Annotated in this window: 17 protein-coding genes; 10 read left to right on the top strand and 7 right to left on the bottom strand. The window is 73.6% G+C overall.

Going from position 1 to position 20058, the window contains the following annotated elements; all coding sequences use genetic code 11:
* Positions 1 to 110: 110 nt before the first annotated feature.
* Both AC0VX2_RS01220 and AC0VX2_RS01215 read left to right on the top strand, forming a co-directional pair.
* On the top strand, positions 111 to 1892 hold the full coding sequence (locus AC0VX2_RS01220) for an AMP-binding protein (RefSeq protein ID WP_101965622.1): 1782 nt from the start codon (positions 111 to 113) through the stop codon (positions 1890 to 1892).
* Positions 1893 to 1970: 78 nt separating this feature from the next.
* Positions 1971 to 2495 (top strand): MarR family winged helix-turn-helix transcriptional regulator, encoded by a 525-nt coding sequence (locus AC0VX2_RS01215; RefSeq protein WP_020624809.1) that lies wholly within the window; start codon positions 1971 to 1973, stop codon positions 2493 to 2495.
* A 53-nt stretch (positions 2496 to 2548) separates the two neighbouring features.
* Here AC0VX2_RS01215 and AC0VX2_RS01210 read toward each other — a convergent pair whose 3' ends face one another.
* Positions 2549 to 3322: an SDR family NAD(P)-dependent oxidoreductase gene (locus AC0VX2_RS01210; RefSeq protein WP_020624808.1), complete on the bottom strand. Its 774-nt coding sequence runs from the start codon at positions 3320 to 3322 to the stop codon at positions 2549 to 2551.
* A 179-nt stretch (positions 3323 to 3501) separates the two neighbouring features.
* Between AC0VX2_RS01210 and AC0VX2_RS01205 the strand changes: the two genes are divergently transcribed.
* The 4 genes from AC0VX2_RS01205 to AC0VX2_RS01190 are packed head-to-tail and all read left to right on the top strand — an operon-like array spanning position 3502 to position 7957.
* On the top strand, positions 3502 to 5028 hold the full coding sequence (locus tag AC0VX2_RS01205; protein ID WP_060974191.1) for a CoA-acylating methylmalonate-semialdehyde dehydrogenase: 1527 nt from the start codon (positions 3502 to 3504) through the stop codon (positions 5026 to 5028).
* Positions 5029 to 5061: 33 nt separating this feature from the next.
* A complete protein-coding gene (gene mmsB, locus AC0VX2_RS01200) occupies positions 5062 to 5979 on the top strand; it encodes a 3-hydroxyisobutyrate dehydrogenase (protein WP_475432605.1) in 918 nt (305 codons plus the stop codon).
* Positions 5976 to 6773: an enoyl-CoA hydratase gene (locus AC0VX2_RS01195; protein WP_078025387.1), complete on the top strand. Its 798-nt coding sequence runs from the start codon at positions 5976 to 5978 to the stop codon at positions 6771 to 6773. The genes mmsB and AC0VX2_RS01195 overlap by 4 nt, the downstream gene beginning before the upstream one ends.
* Complete coding sequence (locus AC0VX2_RS01190) at positions 6770 to 7957, top strand: enoyl-CoA hydratase/isomerase family protein (RefSeq protein ID WP_113914141.1); 1188 nt, start codon at positions 6770 to 6772, stop codon at positions 7955 to 7957. The genes AC0VX2_RS01195 and AC0VX2_RS01190 overlap by 4 nt, the downstream gene beginning before the upstream one ends.
* Positions 7958 to 8045: 88 nt before the next feature.
* Here the strand turns inward: AC0VX2_RS01190 and AC0VX2_RS01185 are convergent, their stop codons facing one another.
* Complete coding sequence (locus tag AC0VX2_RS01185; RefSeq protein WP_073116134.1) at positions 8046 to 9179, bottom strand: acyl-CoA dehydrogenase family protein; 1134 nt, start codon at positions 9177 to 9179, stop codon at positions 8046 to 8048.
* 165 nt (positions 9180 to 9344) lie between these two features.
* Here AC0VX2_RS01185 and AC0VX2_RS01180 point away from each other — a divergent pair, with 165 nt between their 5' ends.
* A complete protein-coding gene (locus AC0VX2_RS01180; protein WP_073116407.1) occupies positions 9345 to 10292 on the top strand; it encodes a PaaI family thioesterase in 948 nt (315 codons plus the stop codon).
* Positions 10293 to 10425: 133 nt separating this feature from the next.
* Here AC0VX2_RS01180 and AC0VX2_RS01175 read toward each other — a convergent pair whose 3' ends face one another.
* From AC0VX2_RS01175 to AC0VX2_RS01165, 3 genes are read right to left on the bottom strand one after another with little or no spacing between them, the layout of a single operon-like run.
* A complete protein-coding gene (locus tag AC0VX2_RS01175) occupies positions 10426 to 12117 on the bottom strand; it encodes a cytochrome b/b6 domain-containing protein (RefSeq protein WP_240756390.1) in 1692 nt (563 codons plus the stop codon).
* Between the two features lie 52 nt (positions 12118 to 12169).
* The gene (locus AC0VX2_RS01170; RefSeq protein ID WP_036315473.1) at positions 12170 to 13207 is read right to left on the bottom strand and encodes an electron transfer flavoprotein subunit alpha/FixB family protein; all 1038 of its coding nucleotides are present in this window, start codon (positions 13205 to 13207) and stop codon (positions 12170 to 12172) included.
* Positions 13204 to 13986, bottom strand: a complete 783-nt coding sequence (locus tag AC0VX2_RS01165; protein WP_044658703.1) for an electron transfer flavoprotein subunit beta/FixA family protein — start codon at positions 13984 to 13986, stop codon at positions 13204 to 13206. The genes AC0VX2_RS01170 and AC0VX2_RS01165 overlap by 4 nt, the downstream gene beginning before the upstream one ends.
* A 181-nt stretch (positions 13987 to 14167) precedes the next feature.
* On the opposite strand from AC0VX2_RS01165, the gene AC0VX2_RS01160 reads away from it, so the two are divergent.
* From AC0VX2_RS01160 to AC0VX2_RS01150, 3 genes are all read left to right on the top strand, one after another.
* Positions 14168 to 15097 carry an NUDIX hydrolase gene (locus tag AC0VX2_RS01160; protein ID WP_129867034.1) on the top strand — a complete coding sequence of 310 codons (930 nt, stop codon included), beginning with the start codon at positions 14168 to 14170 and terminating at the stop codon, positions 15095 to 15097.
* 184 nt (positions 15098 to 15281) lie between these two features.
* Positions 15282 to 16700: an L-serine ammonia-lyase gene (locus AC0VX2_RS01155; RefSeq protein WP_036384036.1), complete on the top strand. Its 1419-nt coding sequence runs from the start codon at positions 15282 to 15284 to the stop codon at positions 16698 to 16700.
* Positions 16701 to 16807: 107 nt separating this feature from the next.
* Positions 16808 to 17905, top strand: coding sequence for a YihY/virulence factor BrkB family protein (locus tag AC0VX2_RS01150; RefSeq protein WP_231866277.1), 1098 nt, complete (start codon positions 16808 to 16810; stop codon positions 17903 to 17905).
* A 20-nt stretch (positions 17906 to 17925) separates the two neighbouring features.
* Here AC0VX2_RS01150 and AC0VX2_RS01145 read toward each other — a convergent pair whose 3' ends face one another.
* Both AC0VX2_RS01145 and AC0VX2_RS01140 read right to left on the bottom strand, forming a co-directional pair.
* Positions 17926 to 18936 (bottom strand): thermonuclease family protein, encoded by a 1011-nt coding sequence (locus tag AC0VX2_RS01145; protein WP_475432604.1) that lies wholly within the window; start codon positions 18934 to 18936, stop codon positions 17926 to 17928.
* 150 nt (positions 18937 to 19086) lie between these two features.
* Positions 19087 to 20019 (bottom strand): TspO/MBR family protein, encoded by a 933-nt coding sequence (locus AC0VX2_RS01140; RefSeq protein WP_060974368.1) that lies wholly within the window; start codon positions 20017 to 20019, stop codon positions 19087 to 19089.
* Between the last annotated feature and the right edge of the window lie 39 nt (positions 20020 to 20058).

The raw sequence follows: 20058 nt of genomic DNA, 5'->3' as shown, positions 1-20058 counted from the left end.
CACCGCGAATCCGACTGTAGGACTTCCAACTATCCAGGTCTGCCAGTAGTGTTCCAGATCACAGGCCCCCGGCCAAGGATCCGTTCAGCAGCCATCCCGAGGAGGGACCCATGACCGTCCAGGACCCCACCGCCGTCGCCGCCCCGTCACCGACGGAGGTGTTCCGCGCGGCCCGCGACCTGCTGGTCGAGTGCCAGACCGACTATGAGCGCGCCCGCGCCGAGTTCGAGTGGCCCCGCTTCGAGCACTTCAACTTCGGCTTCGACTGGTTCGACCGCCTGGCCCAGGACCCGGCCCGCGCGGACGTGCCGGCGCTGATCATCGCCGAGGACGACGGGCGCAGCACCGAACGCACCTTCGCCGAGCTCTCCGCGGCCTCCAGCCGGGTGGCGAACTGGCTCTCCGCGCAGGGCCTGCGCCGCGGCGACCGCCTCATCCTGATGCTGAACAACCAGGTGGAGCTGTGGGAGTTCATGCTCGCCTGCATCAAGCTGCGGGTGGTCATGGTGCCCACCACCACGCAGATGACCTCCGGGGACCTCGAGGACCGCGTGACGCGCGCCGGCGCCGCGTGGGCCGTGGCCGGCGCCGAGGACCTGGCCAAGTTCGCCGGCGTCGGCGAGGGCCTGCACCTGGTGCACGTGCCGGGCGTCTTCGCGGAGGGCCCGGCGCGCCGCGCCCCGGAGGTCGCCGGCCACACCGTGCTCTCCTACGACGACGCCGCCGACGCCGCCACCGAGCTGGCCCCGGCCGAGCCGACCCCCGCGGACGAGACGCTGCTCTTCTACTTCACCTCGGGCACCACCTCGAAGCCGAAGCTCGTGGAGCACACCCACACCTCGTACCCGGTCGGCCACCTCACGACGCTCTACTGGATCGGTCTGGAGCCGGGCGACGTGCACCTCAACGTGGCCTCCCCGGGCTGGGCCAAGCACGCGTGGTCCAACTTCTTCGCCCCGTGGATCGCGGAGGCCACGATCTTCGTGCACAACGCCCGCAAGTTCGACCCCGCGGCCCTGATGGCCAACATGGAGCGCTACGGCGTCACGAGCTTCTGCGCCCCGCCCACCGTGTGGCGCATGCTCATCAAGGCGGACCTGGCGCAGCTGACGACCCCGCCGACCAAGACCATCTCCGCGGGCGAGCCGCTCAACGCCGAGGTGATCGACCAGGTGCACAAGGCGTGGGGAACCACGATCCGCGACGGCTTCGGGATGACCGAGACCACCCTGCAGATCGCCAACACCCCGGGCCAGAAGGTCGTCATCGGCTCGATGGGCCGCCCGCTGCCCGGCATGGACGTCACCCTGCTCGACCCGCTCACGGGCCAGGAGGCCGAGGAGGGCGAGATCTGCCTGCGCCTGGACCCGCGTCCGGTGGGCCTGCTGAAGTCCTACTACGGCAACCAGGAGAAGACGGACGAGGTGTTCCGCGACGGCGTGTTCCACACCGGTGACATCGCCCGCCGCGACGAGAACGGCGTGCTGACCTATGTGGGCCGCGCGGACGACGTCTTCAAGTCCTCGGACTACAAGGTGTCCCCGTTCGAGCTGGAGTCGGTGCTGGTCAAGCACCCGGCCGTGATGGAGGGCGCGATCGTCCCCACCCCGGACGAGCTGCGACTGGCCGTGCCGAAGGCCTTCGTCACCCTCGCCCCGGGCCATGAGCCCACCGCGGAGACCGCCCGGGCGATCCTGCAGTTCACGCTCACCCAGCTGCCCCCGTACAAGCGCATCCGCCGCATCGAGTTCCTCGAGCTGCCGAAGACCATCTCGGGCAAGATCCGCCGCGTGGAGCTGCGCAAGGCCGAGGTCGAGCGCGCCCAGACGGGCGCCGCCCCGGACGGCTACGGCACCGAGTTCCGGGAGGAGGACCTGGACCTGCAGCGCTGACCGGCCGTTCCCCGCCACCGCCCCGTCCGTGTCCGGCGGTGGCGGGGGACCCCCGGTGCGCCGCTAGTCTGGAGCGCCATGAAGAAGCCACCCCTCGCCCAGGACCCCATCCGGGAGGCCGCCCGGAACTGGGAGCGTCACGGATGGGGTGACGTCGCCCGCCCGATGGCCGCCATCACCTCGATCATGCGGGCCCAGCAGATCCTGCTGGGTCGGGCGCAGGCCGCGCTCAAGCCCTACGGGCTCACCTTCGCGCGGTACGAGCTGCTGGCGCTGCTGAACTTCTCGCGCGAGAAGCGGATGCGGATGTCCAAGGCGTCCGCGCTCCTGCAGGTCCACCCCACCTCGGTGACCAATGCGGTGGACCGGCTCGAGGCCGCCGGGCTGGTGGAGCGCACCCCCCACGAGTCGGACCGCCGCGCGCTCGTGCTCGCCCTCACGGACGAGGGCCGGCGCGTCGCCGTCGCCGCCACGGAGACGCTCAACGCCGAGGTCTTCGGCCGCTCCGGCTTCGATCCGGCGGACGTGGACACCCTCATCGACGTCCTCGGCCGGTTCCGCGCCGAGGCCGGCGACTTCCAGGTCGACGGCCTCGACGCCTGAGCGCCCCGACGGCGGAGCACACCTCCTCCTGACGCTCTCCGCGGCCGCGCGGCTCAGCGGGGCTCGAGGCGCACGGCGCCGTCGAGCCGGATGACCTCGCCGTTGAGGAACGGATTGGACACGATCTGCTCGACGAGCAGCGCGTAGTCCTCGGGCCGGCCGAGGCGGGCCGGATGCGGGGTCTTGGTGGACAGCGCCTCGCGGGCGGCCTCGGGCAGGCCGGCCATCATGGGCGTCTCCATGAGGCCGGGGGCGATCGTGACCACGCGGATCTGCGAGGAGGCGAGCTCGCGGGCCGCGGGCAGGGTCAGCGCGACCACGGCGCCCTTGGAGGCGGAGTACGCGATCTGGCCGATCTGCCCGTCGTAGGCCGCCACGGACGCGGTGTTCACGATGACGCCGCGGTCCTCGCCGAGCGGCTCCTGCGTCCTCATCGCGGCGGCGGCCTGGGCCATCATCGCCACGGTGCCGACCGTGTTGATCGCCAGGACCCGGCTCAGCACCTCGGTGGACAGCGGCCCGTCGCGACCCACGAGCTTGCCCGGCGTCGCCACGCCGGCGCAGTTGACCAGCACCCGCAGCGGCCCGGCCTCCAGCGCGGCGGCCACGGCCTCCCGGGCGGTGTCCTCGGCGGTGACGTCGCCCGTCACGAAGCGCGTGCGGGGGCCGAGGGCGGCCACGGCGTCGGCACGGACGGTCTCGCCCTCGCGGTCCGGCAGGTCGACCACCACGACGGCGGCGCCCGCGTCCGCCAGGCGGCGGGCGGTGGCATGGCCGAGGCCCGAGGCCCCGCCGGTGACGATCGCGCTCTGGTTCGACAGGTCCATGGACGGACCCTCCCTTCCTCCTCGGGATACCCCCCGAGTTCGATAGTTGCATGTCCTACGTTCTCATCCTAGATTAGCGGAAGAGTAACCCAGATCACACGCACAGCCGGGCCCGTCACGCCCGCCGTGGGCGGCGCCGCCCGGCGTCCGCCTTCCGCCTGGACCCGCGAGGAGCCCCCATGTCCGAGAAGACCGCGCCCACCGAGACCGCCCCCGTGATCCCCCACTTCGTGCACGGCGAGCGGCGCGAAGGCGCCTCCGGCCGGCACGGCGACGTCTACCACCCGGCCACGGGCGGCGTGGCGGGGCGCGTGCCGCTGGCCTCCGCCGAGGAGATCGACGCCGCCCTGGCCTCCGCCGAGGAGGGCTTCGCCGCGTGGTCGACGCTGAATCCGCAGCGCCGCGGCCGCATCCTGCTGCGCTGGGTCGACCTGATCAACGAGAACATGGACGAGCTGGCCACCGTGCTCGCCCAGGAGCACGGCAAGACCGTCCCGGACGCCAAGGGCGACATCCAGCGCGGCATCGAGGTCGTGGAGTTCGCCGCGGGCGCCCCGCACCTGCTCAAGGGTGAGTTCACCGCCGACGCGGGCACCGGCATCGACGTGCACTCCATCCGCCAGCCGCTCGGCGTGGCCGTGGGCATCACGCCCTTCAACTTCCCGGCGATGATCCCGCTGTGGAAGGCCGGCATCGCCCTGGCGGCGGGCAACGCCTTCGTCCTCAAGCCCTCCGAGCGCGACCCCTCCGTGCCGGTGCGCCTGGCCGAGCTGGCCCTCGAGGCCGGCATGCCCGCCGGCGCCCTCAACGTGGTGCACGGCGACAAGGCCGCCGTGGACGCGCTCATCGAGGACCCGCGCGTCAAGGCCGTCGGCTTCGTCGGCTCCACCCCGATCGCGCAGTCCATCTACGCGCACGCCGGCCGCATGGGCAAGCGCGCGCAGTGCTTCGGCGGGGCCAAGAACCACGCCGTGATCATGCCGGACGCGGACCTCGAGATGACCGCCGACGCCCTGGTCGGCGCCGCCTTCGGCTCCGCCGGCGAGCGCTGCATGGCGATCTCCGTGGCCGTCCCGGTCGGCGAGGAGACCGCCGACCGCCTGATCGCGCTGCTCCGCGAGCGCGTGAAGGACCTCAGGGTCGGCCCGTCGCTCGAGGCGTCCTCGGACTTCGGCCCCGTCGTCTCGAAGGACGCGAAGGAGCGCATCGAGGGCTACATCGCGGCCGGCGTCGAGGCGGGCGCCGAACTGGTCGAGGACGGCCGGGGCGTCGTCGTCGAGGGCCACGAGGACGGCTTCTACGTGGGCGCCACCCTGTTCGACCGCGTCACCCCGGAGATGAGCATCTACCGCGAGGAGATCTTCGGCCCGGTGCTCTCCGTGGTCCGCGCGAAGGACTACGAGGAGGCGCTCACGCTCGTGAACGAGCACGAGTTCGGCAACGGCGTGGCCATCTTCACCCGCGACGGCGACGCCGCCCGCGACTTCTCCACCCGCGTGGACACCGGCATGGTCGGCGTGAACGTGCCGATCCCCGTGCCGATCGCCTACTACACCTTCGGCGGCTGGAAGGCCTCCGGCTTCGGCGACCTGAACCAGCACGGCACGGACGGGCTGAAGTTCTACACCAAGACGAAGACCGTCACCACGCGCTGGCCCTCCGGCGTGCGCGAGGGCGCCAGCTTCGTGATGCCGGCCGGCTCCTGACCGCCCGCAGCCCGTCCCGACCAGGAGGACCCCATGACCACCGTTCTGTTCCTCGGCCTCGGCCACATGGGCGGCCCCATGGCCGCCAACCTCGCCGCCGCGGGCCACCGCGTGCTCGGCTTCGACCTCGTCCCCGAGGCCCTCGAGAAGGCCCGTGCGGCCGGCGTCGAGACCGTCACGGACACGGCCGCGGCGGCCGCGGAGGCCGACGTCGTGCTGACCATGCTCCCCCACGGACGCCTGGTGCTGGACGTCTACCGGGGTGAGGACGGCGACGGCGGCCTGCTCGCCGCCGCCCGCCCCGGCACCGTGTTCCTGGACTGCTCGACCATCGACGTCGCCGAGGCCCGCGAGGCGGCCGCGGCGGCGGAGGCGGCGGGCATGCGGGCGGCCAACGCGCCGGTCTCGGGCGGCCAGGTGGGCGCCGAGGCCGGCACCCTCGCCTTCATGGTGGGCGCCTCGGACGAGGTGTACGCCGAGGTGCTGCCGCTGCTCGAGGTCATGGGCGCGCGGATCGTGCACTGTGGGGCCGCCGGCCTGGGCCAGGCCGCGAAGATCTGCAACAACATGGTGCTGGGGGTCACGCAGATCGCCGTCGCCGAGGCCTTCGTCCTGGGTGAGCGCCTGGGCCTGCAGCACCAGGCCCTGTACGACGTGATGAGCAAGGCCTCCGGGCAGTGCTGGTCCCTGACCACCAACTGCCCGGTGCCCGGCCCCGTCCCCGGCTCCCCCGCGAACCGGGACTTCCAGCCCGGCTTCGCCGGCGCCCTGATGGCCAAGGACCTCGGGCTCGCGCTCGCGGCCCTGGACGAGCAGGGCGTGGCGGCCGACCTGGGGCGCCTCGCGCAGGCCAAATACGCCGAGTACGCCGCCGGAGAAGGCGCCGCCCGCGACTTTTCCGGCATCATCGAGGACATCCGAGCATCACACACGGACAGGAGCGAGGCATGAGCGAGCAGACCACCCCGGACGGCGCCGAGTCGCCGATCATCGTGGAGCGGCAGGGCCGGGTCGGCCATATCCGCCTGAACCGGCCGAAGGCCCTGAATGCGCTGAACGAGGCGACGATGCGTGCCGTCGTCGCGGCGGTGCAGGAGCTGGACACCGACCCGGAGATCGGGGCGATCCTGCTCTCCGGCTCCCCCAAGGCGTTCGCCGCCGGCGCGGACATCAAGGAGATGGCCACCAAGGAGTTCTCCGAGATGTACGCGGCCGACTGGTTCGCCGGCTGGGACGGGCTCACCCGTGCCCGCACCCCCATCGTGGCGTGCGTGACCGGCTACGCCCTCGGCGGCGGCTGCGAGCTGGCCATGATGGCCGATGTGCTCGTGGCCGGCGAGGGCGCGAAGTTCGGCCAGCCCGAGATCAACCTCGGCGTCATCCCCGGCATGGGCGGCTCCCAGCGCCTGACCCGCGCCGTGGGCAAGGCGAAGGCCATGGACATGATCCTCACCGGCCGCATGATCGGGGCCGAGGAGGCCGAGCGCATCGGGCTCGTCTCCCGCGTGGTGGCCGACGAGAAGGCCCTCGAGGAGGCGCTGGAGGTGGCCGCGACCATCGCGTCCAAGTCCAAGCCGGCCTCCTGGATGGCCAAGGAGGCCGTCAACGCCGCGTTCGAGACCACGCTCGCCCAGGGCATCGCCTTCGAGCGCCGCGTGTTCCACGCCGCGTTCGCCACGGCGGACCAGAAGGAGGGCATGGACGCGTTCACGGCCAAGCGCGAGGCGGGGTGGCAGCACCGATGAGCGGCGCGCAGACCACGGCGACGACGGCCCCCACGGCCGCACGGGACGGGGCGGCGGACGAGGTGCTCCTCGAGGTCCGCGACGGCCTCGGCCGCATCACGCTGAACCGTCCGCGCGCCCTGAACGCGCTGACGCAGGACATGGTCCGGGCGATCGACGCGGCCCTGACCGACTGGGCCGCGGACCCCGCCGTGCGCGGCGTGCTGATCCGCGGCGCCGGGGAGAAGGGACTGTGCGCCGGCGGTGACGTCGTCTCCCTGCGCTCCTCGCTCCTGGCCGGGCGGTTCGCGGAGGCCGAGGAGTTCTTCCGCGACGAGTACGCGATGAACGAGCGCATCGCCACCTACCCCAAGCCGTACGTGGCCTTCATGGACGGCATCGTCCTGGGCGGCGGCATGGGCGTGTCCGCGCACGGCTCGCACCGCGTGGCCACCGAGCGGACGCGCGCCGGCATGCCCGAGACGGCGATCGGGTTCACCCCCGACGTCGGCGGCTCCTTCCACCTCGCCCGCGCGCCCTTCCAGGCGGGCCGGCACCTGGCCGCGACCTCGGCGCACGCCTCCGGGTCCGACGCGGTGGCCCTGGGCCTGGCGGACGTCTTCGTGGAGTCCGCCCGGCTGGACGAGCTCGAGCAGGCCCTCGCCGCGGCGCTCGGCGCCCTCGGCTCGGCCGCGGACGCGGGCGCGCGCGACGACGCCGCCTTCGCCGCCGCCGACGAGGTGCTGGCCCGGTTCGCGGTGGCCGAGGACGCACGGCCCGCGTCCGCGCTGGTGGCCGGCCGGGAGTGGATCGAGGACGCCTACGGCCGGGAGTCGGCCGCCGAGGTCCTCGCCGCCCTGGACGAGCGCGCCGCCGCGGGCGGGGAGCATGCCGAGGCCGCGGGGCAGGCCGCCGAGGCCATCCGCACCAAGTCCCCGACCGCCGTCGCCGTGGCCCACGAGGCCCAGCGCCGGCTGGCCGCACGCGGGGCGGACCTGACCGTGGCCGACGCGCTGCGTCAGGAGTTCACGATCGGCACCCACCTGATGCGCGAGCCGGACATGGCCGAGGGCATCCGTGCGCTGCTCGTGGACAAGGACAAGGATCCGGCGTGGAGTCCGGCCCGGCTCGAGGACGTCTCGGCCGAGGACGTGGCTGGGCACTTCGAGCCCGTGACCGGGGTGGACCCGCTGCAGCTCGGCTGAGCCCGCCCCGACGGACGGCGCCCCGTGGTCACGAGTGGTGACCGCGGGGCGCCGTGCTGTGTGGGGCGACCGGGCGGGGCCCCCGACGTCAGCCGATCAGGCCGCGGCCCACGATCATGCGCATGATCTCGTTGGAGCCCTCGAGGATCCGGTGCACGCGCAGGTCCCGGACGAGCTTCTCCACGCCGTACTCGTGCAGGTAGCCGTAGCCGCCGTGCAGCTGCAGGGCGGTGTCGGCGGCCTCGTAGCCGTGTTCGGTGGCCACGAGCTTGGCCATGGCGCACAGGCGCACGGTGTCCGGGTCGTTGCGGTCCAGGGCGTCCGCGGCGCGCATGAGCATGGTGTGTGCGGTCTCGAGCTTCACGGCCATCTCCGCCAGCTCGAAGACGAGGGCCTGCTTGGTGGTGAGCGGCTCGCCGAATGCGCTGCGCTCCTTGAGGTAGCGGGTGGCCTTGTCCAGGGCGGCCAGGCCGCCGCCGATCGAGCAGGCGCCGATGTTCAGGCGGCCGCCGTTGAGGCCCTTCATGGCGATGCGGAAGCCGTCGCCCTCCTCGCCGAGGCGGTCGGCCACGGGCACGCGGACGTCCTCGAAGATCACCTGGCGCGTGGGCTGGGTGTGCCAGCCCATCTTCTTCTCGTTGGGGCCGAAGGACAGGCCGGGGGTGTCCTTGTGGACCACGACGGCGGAGATCCCCCGGGCGCCCGTGTCCGCGGTGCGGCACATGACCACGTAGTAGCCGGAGGAGCCGGCGCCGGAGATGAACTGCTTGACGCCGTTGAGGACGTAGTGGTCGCCGTCGCGGACGGCGCGGGTCTTCAGCGCGGCCGCGTCCGAGCCGGCGCCGGGTTCGGTGAGGCAGTAGCTGGCCAGGTGCTCCATGCCCACGAGGTCGGGGATCCAGCGGGCGCGCTGCTCGTCGCTGCCGAAGGAGTCGATCATCCAGGCGACCATGTTGTGGATGGAGATGTAGGCGGCGAAGGCCGGGTCCGCCTTGGCGAGCTCCTCGAAGATCAGGATCGCGTCCGTGCGCGCCAGGCCGGTGCCGCCGTGCTCCTCCCCCACGTAGATGCCGCCCAGGCCGAGCTCGCCCGCCTCGGCGAGGACGTCCACCGGGAAGTGCTTCTCGGCGTCCCAGTCGAGGGCGTGCGGGGCGACGCGCTGCTCGGCGAAGTCGCGGACGGCGTCGACCAGGGCCTTCTGGTCGTCGGTGATGGGGAACATGGGTTCGTCCTCCTGGGGCTCGGGCCGGCCGCGCGGGCGGTCCACGACGGGGTGGTGCGGGGGTGACACCGCGGGCGGCGACAGGGTGTGACTGTCGTCACCACGATAATAGGACATCCAATGATTAGCCGTGTCGCCGCCGGGCCGTGGGCTAGCGTGCTCCCCGTGCAGACCACCACCAGCCCCACCGCGGACTCGCCCACCGGCCCCCGCTCCCACCCCTCCGGCCGCACGGAACAGCTGTTCGGCATCCGCCGCCATGCGCTGATGACCGAGCGGAACGGCGCCCTCAACCCGGCCGCGTTCGAGGTCGGCCCGTGGTGCCTCGACCTGGACGGCCGGCCCACCGGCGCGGCGGCCACCGTGATCATGGACAACGCCACGGCGGTGGCCGTGCACCACGCGGCCCGGGACATCGAGACCGTGGTCACCACCGAGCTGCAGGTCAACGTGCTCGGCCCGCTGCCCGCCTTCGACGCGGCGGCGGTCACAGCCGGGGACGAGGACGGCCCGCTGCTGGAGTGCTGGACCCGCCCGCTGGCCTGGGATGCCGGCGGCGGCGTGGCCCGCGCGTGGCTCGAGGACGCGGACGGGCGTCGCGTCGTCGAGGCGACCGGCTGGTTCCAGTCGGTGCCGGCCGGAGCGCCGGAGCGGATGGCCGAGTTCGTCGCGGCCGGACGGCTGCCCCGCGGGGCCGAGACCCGCGTGCCCATGCCGGGGCTGCTGGCCGCCCGCCCCGAGTCGCTGCCGGCGGCCGATCCGGACGTGCGCCCCGCCGTCGCTGCCGCGGCGAGCGCGGGCGCCCGCTTCGCCCCGAAGCCGGAGCTGGCCAACCCGTCGGGCGCGGTCCACGGCGGGGCCATGACGCTGCGGGCGGTCATCGCCGCGCAGGCGGCCATGCCGGACCGCGTGCGCTACGACGTCCAGGCCGTGCACGTGGTGTTCGTGCGCCCGGGGCATGGCGAGATGGTCGCCCTCACACGGGTGCGACACGCCGGCCGGTCCCTGCGCCTCGTGGAGGTGGACCTCGTGCCGGTCGGCGCCGACGGCGTCCCCGTGGCCGACAAGCCGATGGTCCAGGTGCAGGTCACCTTCCGCGCTGCCCGGAGCTGACGCCCCGCCCGCCCGAGCACCCGAGCGCTTTCGAACGTGAGAAAGGGCCTATCTCACGTTCGAAAGCGCTCATTCCCCCGACATCACGTTCGAAAGTCCCGGGAGGAGGAGGGGCCGTCGTCGTGCGGCCGGCTCAGCGGCCCACGGTGCCGAACCGGGAGGCCACGGGGGCCGTGAAGGCGGGCTTCAGGAAGAACCACGCGGCGGCGGTGACCGCCACGCTCACGAGGAACACCACGAGGCCCCACGCGTCGGTGGCCCCGCCGCGCGAGGTGTACATGTGGTTCAGGTTCGTCAGCAGGCCCGTGAAGGCCACGAGGAACACGTGCACCACGATGAACGCCACGAAGAAGACCATCACCGGGAAGTGCACCTTGCGGGCCACTTCCATGGGGAACGCCTTGTTCAGTCCCTTGGCCTCCGTGGGGAACCACGAGGACATGCGCCAGCCCGTGAGGGCGGCGAGCGGGGCGGCCACGAACACCACCAGCGCGTAGGAGAGCATCTGCAGCGCGTTGTAGTGCACCCAGCCGTTCTCCGTGGGCCAGTCCAGGGACAGGTACTGGATGCCGGCGGACAGGGCGTGCTGGAACACGTGCGGGTCCGTGGGCACGATCCGCGCCCAGTGGCCGGTGACGATCAGCAGCACCACGAAGATCACGCCGTTGAGCAGCCACAGCGCGTCGAGGGCCTGGTGCGTCCAGATGGTGAGCGAGAACTTCTTCGGGGTGTTGCCCCGCGCGGAGAACAGGCCGTCCTTCGTCGGAGTGAAGTTGGCCGGAGGCCGCGTCTCGTGACGGATCTGCAGGCCCGTCCGGATGATCAGCACCATCAGGAACATGTTCAGGAAGTGCTGCCAGCCCATCCACCAGGGCATCCCCTCGGGGGTGCCCTCGGGCAGGACCGGGTGCCCGTCGTAGGTCGCGATGAAGTCCGCCACCGGGTCGAGGCTCCGCAGCCAGCGTCCGGCCAGCACTGCGAGCAGCGCCAGCACGACGACGCCGGCCACCGCCGGCAGCGCCTTGCGCAGGCGGGACGGGGCGGCGGATTCGGCGGCGTCCGTCTCCGCGGCCCGAGCGGGCGTGCCGGTGGCGGCCCCGGGGACGGCCCGGGGCGGCTGCGCGGTGGAGGCCGGCGGGGCCGAACGGGTGTCCGGCGCGGTGGGAGCCGGCTCCGCAGCCGGCGCCGCGGCCACGGGGGCGGCGACGGCCGGTTCCGCATCGGCCGGCTCCGCGGCGGCGGGCTCGGCGGTGGCCGGCTCGGCGACGACCTCCTGCGCCACCATCTCCGGCGCGGTGGGGCCGCCCACGGCGGCGAGCTCGGTGAACCACTCCCCCTCCCGGGCGAACGGCACGTACCCGGCCATGCGTCGCCGCTTCGCGAGCGGCACGAGGTCGGACTCCACGGGAGCGCCCACCCCGGCCGCGGCCGGCGCACCGGTCGCGGAGGCGACGACGGCCGCCACGTCCGGCACGACGGGCTCGGTCTCCGCGGGTGCGGGGGCCCGCGTCGGGGACGCCGAGGCGGCGATCGGCTCGGGCGCGACGGACCGCGCCGGGGCGGCGGCCGGGATCGATCCCGCGGCCGGGGCGGGGGCGCCGCCGAGCCACTCGGCCTCGCGGGCGAACGGGACGTACCCGGCCATGCGGCGTCGCGCGGACAGGGGCGTGAGGCCCGACGTCGGCGCGGTCGGCGCCACCGGGACGGCGGCCGCGGCCGAGGCGGGGGCCGCCGTCGTGGTGTCCTGCGCCGGGGCGGGGGCGGGCTCGGTCTCGGCCGGGGCGCCCTTCAGGGGGACGTAGCCGGCCATTCGCTGCTTGGGCATGCTTCTCCTCGTCCGAGGGGCGCGGTCCGCAGCGGACCGCGCCCGCACCGGTTCAGCCGCGGCGGGTGCGCAGCTGCTCGATGACCTGCGGGACCACCTGGAAGATGTCCCCGACCACGCCGAAGTCGGCGTGCTCGAAGATCTCGGCGTCCTCGTTCTTGTCGATCGCCACGATGGTCTTGGCGGTCTTCATGCCGGCCAGGTGCTGGATGGCGCCGGAGATGCCGAGGGCGATGTACAGGTTCGGGGACACGATCACGCCGGTCTGGCCCACCTGGCGCTCGGCCGCGGTGTAGCCGGAGTCGACGGCGGCACGCGAGGCGCCCACGGCGGCGCCGAGCTCGTCGGCGAGCTGCTCGACGATCGCGAAGCCCTCCTCGGAGCCCACGCCGCGTCCGCCGGCGACGACGGTCTTGGCGCCGCGCAACGGCGGACGGGCGGAGTTCTGCGTGCGGGCGTTCACCTCGAGCACCCGGGCGCCGGCGGTCACCGGGCCCAGCTCGGCGGCGGCCAGCTCCACGACCTCGGGCGCCTCGACGGCCGGGGCCCGGTCCGCGACGGCGCCGGGGCGCATGGTGATGATCCGGGGGCCGCCCTCGCCGGTGGACTCGCTGAGGTAGTCGCCGCCGAACACGGAGTGGCGGGCGATGACCTCGTCGTCGGCCCAGCGCAGCCCCACGGCATCCGCGCAGACGGGGCCGCGGGCGCGGACGGACAGGCGGCCGGCCACCGCGCGGGACTCAGGACTGCCGGAGAGCAGCACGGCCACGGGCGCGGTGCGGGCGGCCGCGGCGGCGAGGGCCTGCACGGCGGCGTCGCCGAGGGTGGTGGCGGCGTCGTCGGCCACGAGGACGTGGACGCGCGTGGCGCCGTACTCCCCCAGCCGGGCGACGGCGGCGTCCCTGCCCTCCGCATCGGTCACGAGGACGGCCTCGGGCACGCCCACGGTGGCGGCCGCGCCGAGCAGCTCGGCCACGACCGGGCGGAGCGCGCCGTCCGCGCCGATCTCGGCGTGCACCAGCACGGTCTGACCGCTGTTCGCGGCGTCGGTCTGCGTCGTCATCTCGGTCTCCTCCACGTTCGCGCTCACACGAGCCCCCGACCCGCGAGGAACTCCACCAGCCGCTCGGCGGCGGTGCCGTCGTCGGTGATCTTCTCGCCCGCGGCGCGCTCGGGACGCGTGTCCGCCGAGACCATCACGGAGCGGTAGGCGGCCTCGGCCGGGCCCGCGGCGATGCCGAGGTCGGCCAGGGACAGCACGGTGAGCGGCTTCTTCTTGGCCGCCATGATGTTCTTGAAGTTCGGGAACCGCGGCTCGGCGGTCTTCTCCGTCAGGCTCGCCACGGCGGGCAGGGCGACGGCGGCGCGCACATCCGCGTCCGAGGTCGCCACGGTGCCGGTCAGCTCGCCGTCGGTCAGCTCGGGGGCCTCGGCGTGCGGCAGGTAGGGCCGGTCCAGGAGCTCGGCGACCATGGCCGGCACCACGCCGGTGCCGCCGTCCGTGGACACCGTGCCGGCGAGCACGAGGTCGGCGCCCTCCTTCTCGACGGCCGCGGCGATCACACGGGCCGTCTCCACGGCGTCCGAGCCGACGAGCGCGTCGTCGGTGATCTGCACGGCGGAGTCTGCGCCCATGGCCAGCATCTTGCGCAGGGTCTTCGAGGAGTCCTCGGGGCCCACGGTCAGGGCCACGACCTCGACGTCCGCGCCGGCGTCCCGCCAGCCCAGGGCGACTTCCATGACCCGCTCGCTGATCTCGTCCGGCACGGGCTCGGCCGCGCCATCGCGCACCACCCAGCCGGTCTCCAGGCTCAGCTCACGCTCCTGCCACGTGTCCGGCACCTGCTTGGCCAGCACCAGGATCTTCACGGCCTCTCCTCCTCGGCTCACGGTCTCGCCCCGGGGCCTCCGCCCCGAGCACGGTGACTTACGCTACAGACTACGGGTCCGCGCACGTCCGGGCCGCATGACCCGCGCGCGGGAGCGGCCGGGCCGCCGTCGTCGTCGGCCCGTGGGTCCGGACCATGATCCCCCGAACCGAGGAGGCACCGTGAGCCCCGCCGCCCCGTCCGCCGAGCCGCCGGTCGCCGAGCCGCCGGTCGCCGAGGACCGGCCCCGGGTCCCGGCGGTGCCCGCCTCCTCCCTCGTGCTGGTCCGACCCGGGGCCGACGGCGAGACCTCGGTGTTCACGGTCCGCCGCGCCGGGACCATGGCCTTCAGCGCCCACGCCACGGCCTTCCCCGGCGGCCGCGTGGACCCCGCGGACGACCTGCCGGACCGGCTGTGGGAGGGCACGGATCTGGCCGACTGGGGCCGGCGCCTGGGGCTGCCGCACGAGCCCGCGGACGCCCACGGCACCCTCGCGGAACTCGACCCCGCCGACGGCGCCGGCCGCGTGCTGGCCGCCGCCGTCCGCGAGACGTTCGAGGAGACCGGAGTGCTCCTGGCCCGGGACGCCGCCACCGGCACCCCCGTGGACCCGGCCCGGGTGGCCGCGTTCCCCGACGAGCTGCGCGACGCCGTCGAGCGCCACGAGGTGGACTTCGGGGAGCTGCTCGACCGCGAGGGGCTGCGCCCCGACGCCCGCGCGCTCGTGCCGTGGTCCCGGTGGATCACCCCCCACGGGGGCCCGCGCCGCTACGACACGTTCTTCTTCGCCGTCCACCTGCCACAGGGCCAGTCCCCCGAGCGGATGTCCTCCGAGGCGGCCAGCCACGGCTGGGCGTCCCCCGCCGAGCTGCTGCGCCGCTTCCGGGCCGGCGAGGTCAACCTGATGGCCCCCACATGGTGGCAGCTGCGCACCCTGGTCGACGCCGGCGAGGACATCCACGCGGGCCGCTCCCGGTTCGAGCCCCTCGAGGGGGTCATGCTCGTGGCCGGGCAGGGGCCCGTGTTCCCCCACGCGGACGAGTATCTGCGTGACCTGACGGCGTTCCGCGCGGCCGCGCAGGTGGAGGAGTCCAAGGACAACATCCTCTGAGCGCTCCCGGCTCCGGACCGTGCGGCGGGCGACGGGCCGGAGAGCACCGCGGACCACGAGCCGCGACCCCATGGCCTGCCGGGCCCCGTGCCCCTAGTCTGGTCTGCACCGGATCACCCGGCTCCGCGCGTCCGGCCCCCACCCCCGGCCACCGCGCGTCCCGCTCGCACCCTAGGAGCACTGCATGGCGCTCAGCGTCCTCGACCTGTTCTCGATCGGCATCGGCCCGTCCTCGTCCCACACCGTGGGGCCCATGCGCGCTGCCCGCCGCTTCACGGACAGCATGGGCCAGCACGGCGTCCTCGAGCGCACGGCCCGCGTGCACGCCGAGCTGTTCGGCTCGCTGGCGGCCACCGGCGTGGGCCACGGCTCGGACACCGCGGTGCTGCTCGGCCTGGCCGGCCAGGACCCCGAGACCATCGACCCGGACGCCTGCACCGGGCTCGTGGAGGAGATCGTCACGGGCGGTCGGCTGCCCCTGGACGGGCGCCACGAGATCGCCTTCGACCGGCAGGCGGACCTGACGCTGCACATGCGCGAGTCCCTGCCCGGGCATCCGAACGGCATGCGCCTGACCGCCTACGACGACGCCGGCGAACAGCTTCACACCCGCGACTACTACTCCGTGGGCGGCGGCTTCGTGGTCACCTCGGACGAGCTCGAGGCCGAGTTGGACGCCACCAAGGACGTCAACCGCACCGACGACGGCGACACCGGCGAACCGTACCCCTTCTCCACGGGCGCCGAGCTCGCCGCCCGCTGTCACGAGGCGGGCCTGAGCATCGCGGAGCTCATGCTCGCCAACGAGGCCACCCGCCACGACCTCGACGAGCTGCGCACCCAGCTGCTGGCCATCTGGGCCGTCATGGAGGAATGCGTCCACAACGGCGTGTCCCGCACCGAGCCGATCCTGCCCGGCGGACTGAAGGTCCGCCGTCGGGCCCCCGCGCTGCGGGAGCACCTGCTCCAGACCACCGACCGCACCGACCCCATGTGGGCCATGGAGTGGGTCAACCTCTTCGCGCTCGCGGTGAACGAGGAGAACGCCTCGGGCGGGCGCATCGTCACCGCGCCCACGAACGGCGCCGCGGGCATCATCCCGGCCGTCATGCTCTACTACATGCGCTTCGTGCTCCCCGAGGGCGCCACGCAGCAGGAGCGGGACGACAAGGTGGTCGAGTTCCTGCTCACCGCGGCGGCGATCGGCATCCTGTACAAGCGCAACGCCTCCATCTCCGGCGCCGAGGTCGGCTGCCAGGGCGAGGTCGGCTCGGCCTGCTCCATGGCGGCGGGCGCCCTGTGCGCCGTGCTCGGCGGCACCGTGGACCAAGTGGAGAACGCGGCCGAGATCGGGATCGAGCACAACCTCGGGCTGACGTGCGACCCCGTGGGCGGCCTCGTCCAGGTGCCGTGCATCGAACGCAACGCGATCGCGTCGGTGAAGGCCATCAACGCGGCCCGGCTGGCGCTGCTGGGGGACGGCTCGCACCGGGTGACCCTGGACCAGGCCATCACGACCATGCGCGACACCGGCGCGGACATGAAGTCCAAGTACAAGGAGACCTCGCGCGGCGGCCTGGCCGTGAACGTCATCGAGTGCTGATCGCCCGGGTCCGCGGCCCAGCGCCGCTCCGGTCGGGACGGACGGGGCACCCGTCCGCTACCGTGGGGCCCGACCCGCACCCTGCCCCCGAGCGCGAGAGGACCGACGTGGCCATTCATCCTGTGGACGCGACCCTGGAGGCCGCGAAGATCGATCCCGACCAGCGTGCCGAGAGGCTCAAGGGGGTGAAGCTCGACGGCGCCGGCTGGAAGTACGCGCTCACACGCGCGCTCAAGGAGTTCGGCAACGACGGCGGCACCGACCTGGCCGCGAAGCTCACCTACTACCTGGTGCTCTCGCTGGCTCCTTCCCTGCTGGCCGTGTTCTCCATCCTGTCCCTCGTGCTCGCCTCCAACCGCGGGGCCATCGACGATCTGCTGGGGGAGCTGACCGGCCTGGTCCCGAGCGACTACCAGCCGCTCGTCACGAACCTGGTGACCACCATGAGCGACTCGGCCGGCTCAGGCGGCGGGATCATCGCCCTCATCATCGGCATCGCGACCGCCCTGTGGTCCGCCTCCGCGTACGTGAAGGCGTTCAACCGCTCGGCCAACACGGTGTACGGCTACGAGGAGGGCCGCGGCCTGGTGAAGCTGACGCTGACCAACCTGCTCACCACGCTCATCCTGATCGTGGGCATCGTGGTCGTGCTGCTCTCGCTGGCGCTGAACCGCTCGCTCGTGGACGGCTTCCTCCAGCCGATCGCCGGCCCGCTCGGCATGACCGGCGTGGTGAACTTCCTGTCGGACACGTTCCTGCCGGTGTGGGCGTGGGTGAAGTGGCCCGTCGTCGTCCTGATCCTGCTGGTGCTGATCGCGACCCTGTACTACACCACCCCGAACGTCCAGAAGCCGCGCTTCCACCTCTTCGGCCCCGGCAACATCGTGGCGCTGGTGGGCATGGTGCTGGCCGCGGTGGCCCTGTCCGTGTACTTCACGCAGTTCGCCGGCTACTCGGCGTACGGCGCGATCGGCACGATCATGGCGCTGCTGTTCGCCCTGTGGATCTTCAACATCGTGCTGCTGCTCGGCCTGGAGGTCGACGCCGAGGTGGAGCGTGCCCGCCAGCTCGAGGCCGGCCTGCCCGCCGAGGCTCGGGTGCAGCTGCCCCCGAAGGACGTGGCCGGGGTGGAGAAGCGCGCCGAGAAGCAGACGGCCGTGGAGGAGCGCGGCTACGAGCTGCGGGCGGTCCACGAGGGCCGCTGACCGCACCCGATGCGGCGCCCTCAGCGCCGGGCCGCCCGGTAGCCGTCCGCCTGGGCCGCGGCGGCGGAGGCGTAGCAGTGGCGCGCGTTGGTCTTGCCGTAGTGCTGCTGACCGGGCATGTGGTAGATGCCCGAGTTGTCGTTGGCCTTGACCGGGTGGGAGTCCGGGCACACGGAGTCGGCTCCGCGCACCGGCCCCGCGTCGCCGGCCGCGGGGGCCGCCTCCGGGGCGGGGGCCGGGGCCGCCTCCGGGATGGGCTCGGCCGCGGTGCCGCACTCCCCGGAGAACCTGCCGACGCCGTTCGCCCGGGCCTGCTCCCACGCCGCCTCGACCTCGGGCAGGAAACGGTCGTTGCCGTCGAAGACCGCCGGCTCGCCATAGCCCAGGCGGGCCATCTCGGCGTTGACCAGGACGCCGTCGGCGTACACGCCGGCGAGGAGGCGGTCATAGCGGTCGTAGAGCCGGCGGTCGTACCGCAGCACCACCGTGTCGCCGGGGCTGATCATCGACTTCAGCGCCGCCGTCGCCTCCGGGCCCATGCACTCGACCGGCTTCGAGGGGTGACGGGTCTCGGGGGTGTCGATGTTGAGCAGGCGCACCCGCGTGGACACCTCGCCGAGGGTCACGCGGAGCGTGTCGCCGTCCGAGATCGACTCGACCGTGACCACGTCTCCCTCGACGTCGGCCGGGGCGGCGGGCGCCGCCGGCTCGGCACTGCGGGAGCCTTCAGCAGTACGCGACTCCTCCGCGGCACGTGCGGCACGCGACTCGGCGGCCCCGCTCGAGGACGACGCTGCGGCGCGCGAGCTCTGCGCGGCGGAGGATGAGGCGGCCAGCGACGACGCAGCGGCGCGACTCGTCGCGGCCGCGTCGACGGACGGGGTGGGCGTCGTCGGCATCGTGCTGACCGACGCGGAGGTGTCGGCGGCGCTCTCCGGGGTGACGCCGTCGTCGGTGGCGGTGCAGCCGGTGAGCAGGAGCAGAGACAGTGCGGCCGCGGGGAGCGCCGCGCGCAGACGGGCAAGGGGCACGAGGATCCTGGAGGGGAAGGGACGGGGACATGACGAAGGCCCCGCCGTGAGGCGGGGCCTTCGGATCACCACATCATCGCATGTGGGAGGCACAGGGGTTGCTGCACGTCACAACAGCCTCGTCCCCCGTTCCGTCAACGACGACGGGGGTCAGCGGCGGCCGTCGATGGGGTCGCCGCCGCCGTCGAGGGCGTCGAGGACGAGGTCGCGGGCCTCGCCCGTCGCGGACCGGCGGGAGAGCAGCAGCGCGGCCAGCCAGCACAGCAGGACGATCGCCGCGCCGCCCCACGCCAGGAGGGCGAGGCTGCCCGAGAGCAGCCCCGTGCCGTCCGCGCGGCCGACGCCGATCCACACCAGACCCCACGCGAGCGCGAACGCCGGAGCCGGGCGGCCGCCGTTGTACACGGCCGTGAACGCACCGATCAGCACGGCCACCACGAGCATCACCTTCGCCCAGAGGGACGACTGCCCCGGATCGCCGACGACGCCGGTCGAGGCCAGCCACGCGGCCAGGTTCGCCACGGCGGCGATCGAGACCCAGCCCAGATGCAGGCCCTGCACCCCGTCCAGGAGGATCCGCTCACCCCAGCTGTGCGCGCGGACGGATTCGAGGAGCACCAGGATCCACGCCAGGCACGCCAGCAGCAGCGCGATCACCACGACGCTCAGCCCCAGCAGCCCGGCCTGCACCGTCCAGATCCACGCGGCGTTGAGCAGCACCGAGACCAGGATCCACGGTCGCAGGCGGTCGTGACGGGCGGACTGGGCCGAGGCGAGGAACTGCCACACGGCGTACGCCAGCAGCCCCGCGTAGATCACGGACCAGATGCCGAACGCGGGGGTCGCCGGGGACACCCAGGTGGCGTCCGGGCCGAGCCAGCCGCCCGCGGCCTCGGCCACGGGGGTCAGGCCGCCGACGACGCCGGAGCCCAGGAACGCGGCCACGACCGCGAGGATCACGACCACGAGCATGGCCACCCGGCCGCCCGTCGAGGACAGCCCCGTCCCCGAGCTGGGGACGCGCGCCGCGGCGTCGGGGCCGAAGGGGCTGCGGGACGGGCCGAGGTCGGTGGCGGTGCTCATGGGTGCTCCCGTGGGGTGATCGTCGGGGGTGTGCCCCGG

The sequence above is a fragment of the Micrococcus sp. iso_239 genome, from assembly GCF_056173395.1.
This window is presented reverse-complemented; position numbering and strand designations above follow the sequence as displayed.